Source organism: Serratia sp. ID 25-353 (assembly GCF_054792795.1).
In genome coordinates, this window is sequence record NZ_CM139236.1 from 5,093,111 (window position 1) to 5,099,457 (window position 6,347).

General features: G+C 59.7%; 7 protein-coding genes. All 7 read right to left on the reverse strand.

Going from position 1 to position 6,347, the window contains the following annotated elements; translation table 11 throughout:
- Positions 1-16 precede the first annotated feature (16 nt).
- The gene (locus ACYF6X_RS24355) at positions 17-742 is read right to left on the reverse strand and encodes a 4'-phosphopantetheinyl transferase family protein (protein ID WP_130018604.1); all 726 of its coding nucleotides are present in this window, start codon (positions 740-742) and stop codon (positions 17-19) included.
- Between the two features lie 133 nt (positions 743-875).
- Entirely contained in the window at positions 876-1,676 is an 801-nt protein-coding gene (locus ACYF6X_RS24360) for an MBL fold metallo-hydrolase (RefSeq protein WP_130018605.1), read from the reverse strand.
- 149 nt (positions 1,677-1,825) lie between these two features.
- Positions 1,826-3,190 (reverse strand): tRNA uridine-5-carboxymethylaminomethyl(34) synthesis GTPase MnmE, encoded by a 1,365-nt coding sequence (mnmE, locus tag ACYF6X_RS24365; protein ID WP_004933873.1) that lies wholly within the window; start codon positions 3,188-3,190, stop codon positions 1,826-1,828.
- Between the two features lie 96 nt (positions 3,191-3,286).
- Positions 3,287-4,924, reverse strand: coding sequence for a membrane protein insertase YidC (gene yidC / locus ACYF6X_RS24370; RefSeq protein ID WP_063989172.1), 1,638 nt, complete (start codon positions 4,922-4,924; stop codon positions 3,287-3,289).
- Positions 4,925-4,926: 2 nt separating this feature from the next.
- Positions 4,927-5,184 (reverse strand): membrane protein insertion efficiency factor YidD, encoded by a 258-nt coding sequence (gene yidD / locus ACYF6X_RS24375; RefSeq protein WP_074181168.1) that lies wholly within the window; start codon positions 5,182-5,184, stop codon positions 4,927-4,929.
- Positions 5,148-5,507 (reverse strand): ribonuclease P protein component, encoded by a 360-nt coding sequence (gene rnpA, locus ACYF6X_RS24380; protein ID WP_004933883.1) that lies wholly within the window; start codon positions 5,505-5,507, stop codon positions 5,148-5,150. The genes yidD and rnpA overlap by 37 nt, the downstream gene beginning before the upstream one ends.
- 17 nt (positions 5,508-5,524) lie before the next feature.
- The gene (gene rpmH / locus ACYF6X_RS24385) at positions 5,525-5,665 is read right to left on the reverse strand and encodes a 50S ribosomal protein L34 (protein WP_000831330.1); all 141 of its coding nucleotides are present in this window, start codon (positions 5,663-5,665) and stop codon (positions 5,525-5,527) included.
- Positions 5,666-6,347 lie beyond the last annotated feature (682 nt).

The following is a 6,347-nucleotide window of genomic DNA, read 5'->3' on the forward strand; positions in this document are numbered from 1 at the left end:
TCCGCTTTGCGCTGCGTTAACCGGGCGTCTTCAGGCCCGTCAGTTTGACGAAGCGCGAGGACGCCGCCGGGCTGCGCGGCGAGATTTCCCCGTCTTTGCGCAGTCCGCCGCGCTCTTCGTAGCGCCAGCACAGCAGGCGGTCCAGGCCGGGGCTGCCGGCGCAGGCCCAGCTCAGGTATTCGTCGGCGTCGCTCATCACCTGAACGTCCGGCGTGGCGCTGGAGCGCAGGTGGCCGGAGAAGGGATGCAGACGCAGCGTAGCCTGGCCGCTGTTGCCGAGGCCGGAAATTTTCAGCACGCTTTGCCGGATGCTCCACAGCTGTGTCTCTGCCTCTAGCCGATCGTCCTGCGCGGCGATCCAGGCACTTTCTGCCGGCGTCTGATGCGCGTGTTGCAGCGCGGTTTGCCGGGTGCCGCGCGCCCGCATCACTTCGATATCCAGTCCGACTTTGCCCTCGTCGCTGAGCAGCACGCCCACGGTGTTGCTGGCGTAAGCGAGGCTGAAATCGGGCAGCTGATGATCGGCGAAACAGGGGCGGCCGGTCGGCGTGGTGGCGATGGGGGGCAGCGTCGGCAGGCCGTACAGGTAGAACATCATTTCGGCGAGCAGAATACGCCCTTGCAGAAAGCGCGTGCGGCGTTTAACGGAAAAGGTGCGGGTGGCGGCTATCACTTCGTCGGAGAGTCTCTGGGTATCCAGGACAGCGGAGGCCGGGGTCCATCGGGCAAAATGACACGCCATTGTTCACTCCATGACAGAGGGTCGCTAAGAACGCAGGGGTGTTAGATTAAGACTAAGTTGAGGATTTATCATCAAAAAACACTATGCGTTTTATCCGATTTGTTGCCGATTTCAATCATGAGCGGCGCAGGCGTTATTCCAGGATCCAGCTATCGCCAGTGGCCGGCGCGATCGCTTCCGGTAACCATAGCCGGCCCCAGGCGCCGGTACAGTGGCAGCCCATGATCTTTTCCGGTTGATGCTGCCGCAAAAAACGGCGGACGTGCCAGAGCGTGCGCGGGGAAGCGCAGCGCAGATGAAAACCGCCGATCAGGGCGTGGATCCGACCGATCCCGGTGATTTTCTGGCAATGGCGCACGATATTGATGATCCCGCGGTGCCCGCAGCCGGTCACGATCACCAGACCGCGATCCGATTTGTAAATCAGCACCCCTTCGTCGATCACGTAGTCCACCGCCGCATTTTCCCCGGCGATCACCCCGTAGGCGCGCGGGGCGGGCACCGCGATCTCGCCTGACCACATAAAGCGATCGCCGATCGCCAGCGGTTCACGGCTGTAGTGCATGCGGTGGCGCGCGTAGTCGATATCCAAAGAGAGCTTTTTGATCTTCTGGCTGTAGCCCAGCACCTTAAGTGCCGCATAGCGCTCATCGCCGACCTGCGGGTGGCAGATGATGCGGCTGTTGTCCGGCAGCCAAGCGACGCCGCCGCAGTGATCATAGTGGCCGTGGGAGAGCACCGTTGCGGTGATACGGGAGAGATCGACGCCCATCAGCGCCGCATTGCGCAGAAAGCTGTCGTCGGGGCTGGTATCGAACAGTATGGACGTCGTCTCATCCTCAATCAGCAGGCTTAGCCCGGCCTTGGCCTGCAATCGTGGGTCGGCACCGGCGGCGCGCCGGTTTTCCAGCAGGACCTTGAGGGTTAATGCCATGTTGACTCGTTCCTGAGTGAGATTCCTGACTTTCCAGTATAGCGCGGGGCGCTGCGGCGGCTCTGTGAGCCGGCGCGCAGAGCGAGCGCGGGAAAGAAAAACGGCCGGAACAAGGGTTTTGTCCCGGCCGTGAAAGCGTTATGGCGGTGTTATTTACCGATACAGAAGCTGGAGAAGATGCGGCCCAGCAGGTCGTCGGAGGTGAATTCGCCGGTGATTTCGCTCAAGGCCAGCTGCGCCTGGCGCAATTCCTCGGCCAACAGCTCGCCCGCGTAAGCGCTCACTAACTGTTCTTTGCCCTGCACCAGGTGCTGTGCCGCCAGTTCCAGCGCCTGCAGGTGGCGACGGCGCGCCAGGAAGCCGCCTTCCATGTTGCTGGTGAAGCCCATGCTCTGTTTGAGATGATCGCGCAGCACATCGACACCCTCGCCGGTGCGGGCCGACAGGCGAATGAGTGAGTGGTTGTTCACTTCCGTCAGACCCAGCGTTTCACCGGTGATGTCGGCCTTGTTGCGCACCACGGTGATCGGCAGCGTGCCTGGCAGGCGCGCCATAAACTCCGGCCAGATCTCCGCCGGCTCGGTGGCGGCGGTGGTGGTGCCGTCAACCATAAACAGCACTCTGTCGGCCTGTTCGATCTCGTTCCACGCACGTTCGATGCCGATACGCTCAACTTCGTCGCTGGCGTCGCGCAGGCCGGCGGTGTCGATGATGTGCAGCGGCATGCCGTCGATATGGATATGTTCGCGCAAGACGTCGCGGGTGGTGCCGGCGATATCGGTGACAATCGCCGCCTCGCGCCCGGCCAACGCATTGAGCAGGCTCGATTTACCGGCGTTGGGGCGCCCGGCGATCACTACCTTCATTCCTTCGCGCAGCAGGCTGCCCTGGCGCGCTTCACCACGCACGTTATCCAGATCCGCCATCACGTCGTTGAGCTGCGCCTCGATTTTACCGTCGGACAGGAAGTCGATTTCCTCGTCCGGGAAGTCGATCGCCGCTTCCACGTAGATTCGCAGGTGAGTGAGCGCTTCCACGAGCTGGTGGATACGGGTGGAAAACGCCCCCTGCAGCGAGTTCATCGCTGAACGCGCCGCCTGCTCGGAGCTGGCGTCGATCAGATCGGCGATCGCTTCGGCCTGCGCCAGATCGAGCTTGTCGTTGAGAAATGCGCGCTCGGAGAACTCGCCGGGCCGTGCGATGCGCACGTCAGGCAGCGCCAGCACGCGCTTGAGCAGCAGATCGAGGATCACCGGCCCGCCGTGGCCCTGCAGCTCCAGCACGTCTTCGCCGGTGAAGGAGTTCGGCCCCGGGAACCACAGCGCGATGCCCTGATCGAGGGTGGCACCCGTGGCGTCGCGGAACGGCAGATAGTCAGCGTAGCGCGGCTTCGGCAGCTTGCCGAGCAACGCCTGGGCGACGTCTTTGGCCTTGCTTCCGGAAATGCGCAGAATGCCGACGCCGCCGCGTCCCGGCGGGGTGGCTTGGGCTACGATGGTATCGGTGGTGCTCATAACGGTTCTCTCTGACGATTAAGATGCAAAAAGGCGGTCTAATGACCGCCTTTGGGGTGACTGCAAGGGTCGGCGCGCCGAACCCCTACAATACGCTTAGCTTTTTTTCTTGTCGCGGCTGTGCAGACCGCGTTTTTCCAGACCACGGTAAATCAGCTGCTGCTGCAGGATGGTCACCAGGTTACTGACGATGTAGTACAGCACCAGACCGGACGGGAACCACAGGAAGAACACTGTGAAGATCACCGGCATGAAGGTCATGATTTTCTGCTGCATCGGGTCAGTCACGGTGGTCGGCGACATCTTCTGAATGAAGAACATCGTCACGCCCATCAGGATTGGCAGGATGTAGTACGGGTCTTGCGCCGACAGGTCATGGATCCACAGGGCGAACGGCGCGTGGCGCAGCTCAACCGAGCCCATCAGCATGTAGTACAGCGCCAGGAAGATCGGCATCTGAATGATCAGCGGCAGGCAGCCGCCGAGCGGGTTCACTTTCTCCGACTTGTACAGCGCCATCATCTCTTGGCTCATGCGCTGTTTGTCGTCACCGATACGCTCGCGCATCGCCTGCAGCTTCGGCTGCAGCATGCGCATTTTCGCCATCGAGGTGTACTGCGCTTTGGTCAGCGGGTACATGATGCCGCGCACGATGAAGGTGATGATGATGATGGAGAAGCCCCAGTTACCGATAAAGCCGTGGATGAACTTCAGCAGTTTGAACAGCGGCTGGGAGATGAACCACAGCCAGCCGTAATCCACGGTCAGGTCCAGATGCGGCGCCAGCTGGGCCATCTGATCCTGCAGCTCCGGGCCGACCCACAGGGTCGCGTTCAGCTGCTGCTGAGCGCCCGGCTGCACCACGACCGGCGTAGATTTAAAGCCGATGGTGGACAGGTTGTCACCCGGTTTGGCGGTGTAGAAGGTGTTGTCACCCTTGGTCGCCGGTACCCACGCGGTGGCGAAGTACTGTTGCAGCATGGCGACCCAACCGTCTTTGGTGGTGACGCTCAGGTTTTCGTCTTTGTCGAACGCGTATTTCTGGTACTTGTCCTCGCTGGACGAGTACGCCGCGCCGCGGAAGGTGTGCAGCGCGAAGTTGCTGCTGCCGGTATCGCGGTGCTTAGGCAATTCGGTGGTCTGCTTCAGCTGGCCGAACAGGGTCAGCTCCAGCGGCGTCGCGCCTTTGTTGTCGATGCTGTAATCCACGCCGACCGCATAGTGATTGCGTTTGAGCACGAAGGTTTTGGTGTAGATCGCGCCGTCTTTATCGGTGTAGCTCAGCGGGATGCGCAGCTCGTCCTGGCCTTCCGGCAGGGTGTAGCTGTCCTGCGCCGCCTGATACAGCGGGCGCTCGCCGTTGGCCGGGTTGTCCGGGCCGTTTTTACCGGTCAGGCCGCTTTGCGCCTGATAGACGAACGACGGAGTGGTTTCCAGCAGTTGGAACGGAGTCGATGAACCCAGAGTATCCGGGTAGGCCAACAGTTTAGCCTGCTCGATATCGCCACCACGGGTGTTGATGGTCAGTGACAGCACGTCGGTGTTCACGGTAATCAGCTTACCCTGACCACTGGCTGGCACGGCCTGGCTGGCGGCATCACCGGCTACTGCGTTCGAAGTCTGTTGCGTGGTCTGTGCGGCCGGCTGCGGAGCGTTGTCCGTTTGCCATGCCTGCCAGATCATGAAAGACACGAACAGCAGAGCGATGAGGAGAAGATTGCGTTGCGAATCCATCGTTAGAGTTCTCTGTTATCGTCGGTTTTTGGCGGCACCGGATCATCGCCACCTGGGTTCAAAGGGTGGCATTTTAATACGCGTTTCAATGCTAACCAACTGCCTTTTATCATGCCAAACCTGCTTAATGCCTCAATTGCGTAATGAGAGCATGTCGGCTGGAAGCGACAACGAGGCCCTAGCAGCGGACTGATGACGAGCTGATAGGCCCGCACCAGCCCGATCAGGATGCGGGAGCCTGGCGACAGTGGCGACGCCATAATTTATCCAAAGCTTCCGTCAGCGCGCGGTTATCCAAATCCGCTATCCCCTTTTTGGCCACCACGACAAAATCCATCGCCGGTAATTCGTGCTGGCGCAGGCGGAAACTTTCGCGGGTTAGGCGTTTGATCCGATTACGCTCGTGCGCGCGTTTGACGTGTTTTTTGGCGACGGTAAGACCGATGCGGGGATGCCCCAGCTGGTTCAGGCGGCCGAGGATGGTGATTTGCGGCGTGCCAGCCCGTTGTGGCTGCTGGAAGACGAAAGTGAAATGAGTGGGAGTTAACAAACGTAACTCCCTGGGAAAAGCGAGCTTAACCACTCAGCGGGTTAGCTTTATTACTTAGAAACAGTCAGACGAGCACGGCCTTTCGCACGACGGCGGGCCAGAACTTGACGACCATTTTTGGTGGCCATACGAGCACGGAAACCGTGGCTACGGTTGCGCTTCAATACGGACGGTTGGAAAGTGCGTTTCATAGCGATTTCTACCTAAACTTAAAATAATTACTGATCAGTAAACGCGTTTGGCTACTCGGCGTGAAGATGACCGACGCCTCAATCGCAATACATAAAGAAGCGGGATTGTAATAATTGTACAGTCCTGAGTCAATTCGCATCGCGCCAGCCTACCTGGTTGTCTGCCAATAACGGAACAAAATCCGGTCTTGGCCCGTGGTCACCGCAGAATCCTGTCTGGCTAATGACGCACCATAAGGAACCAGGTATCACACGTAGGGCGAAGATTATACGGACTCGGGGTGAAATCGCAAGGATCCCCGTGAGATCCTTTGCGCGCGATCGCAGGATCCGGCGTGGATAACAGGGTATAACCGGTTGACAATGTAAAAAACGCGGCGCAGCGGCCGGGATCTGCGCGGTCATTCGGCGCCGGCGGTGAAAAGATCGCCGCTGGCCGCGGCCTGTGGATAAAATGGATCTAATCTGTGAGGAAGGGGAGGATCTCTTGCTCGGATTGCGCTATGATCCGTCATTCCGATCGCGATCCCCCATACCGGGATCGTGAGGGACACAAACCGTGAAAGGCGGTTCGCATCCCCCACAGGCAAACCGCCGATGCCGGGTATGTGTCAAAAATCATGAGTTATAAAAAAGTTGCCCGTTTCTTTTCTTTATTGATCTTGTTCGAGTGGAGTCCGCC